General features: G+C 40.1%; 1 protein-coding gene. It reads left to right on the forward strand.

Annotation, left to right across the window (positions count from 1 at the left end; genetic code table 11):
• Nucleotides 1–699: MucBP domain-containing protein (locus O3616_RS10050; protein ID WP_371638795.1), on the forward strand; the 699-nt coding region annotated here is incomplete at both ends.

Here is a 699-nt window from a genome sequence, read left to right on the forward strand (position 1 = left end):
AAGGCACAGGCGTAACTGTTAAACGTGTAGATAAGAATGGCACACCAGTGACAGCTAAATACACACCAACAGTAACCCCAGTAACTCCAGAAGGAACACCTGCAGAATCTGAAGGACCTAAAGGGCAACCACAAACAGGAACACCTGAATTTAAACCAGGAAACCCTAATGTACCAATCGATGAAACTGTTAAACCAACATTTGACGATGGAACAACTGAGAAGAAAGTACCAGGCGAAGGAACATACACTATCGATGAAAATGGTAAAGTAACCTTCACACCAGAACCTGACTTCGTAGGTAAAGCAACAGGCGTAACCGTTAAACGTGTAGATAAGAATGGTACACCAGTAACAGCTAAGTACACTCCAACAGTTCGTCCTGATACTTCATTCGTTGATAAAGATGGTAACCCACTTTCACCAACAGAAGATGGAACTAAACCAACTAAAGATATCCCAGGATACAAGATTGTTAAAACTGAAGTAGACGAAAAAGGAAATACAAAACACATCTATGAGAAAGTTACAACAACTCATAAAGATAAAGATGGCAATGTAATTCCAGGAACAACTACTGAGGAAGGTACAACTCCTAAGAAAGATATCCCAGGTTACCGCTTCGTAGAAACTAAGAAACTTCCAAACGGTGATACAGAGCACGTTTATGAGAAAGTTAAGACAAGTCACAAGGATAAAG

Origin of the sequence: Streptococcus sp. 27098_8_86 (genome assembly GCF_041432595.1) — a bacterium.
Taxonomy (GTDB): domain Bacteria; phylum Bacillota; class Bacilli; order Lactobacillales; family Streptococcaceae; genus Streptococcus; species Streptococcus pneumoniae_F.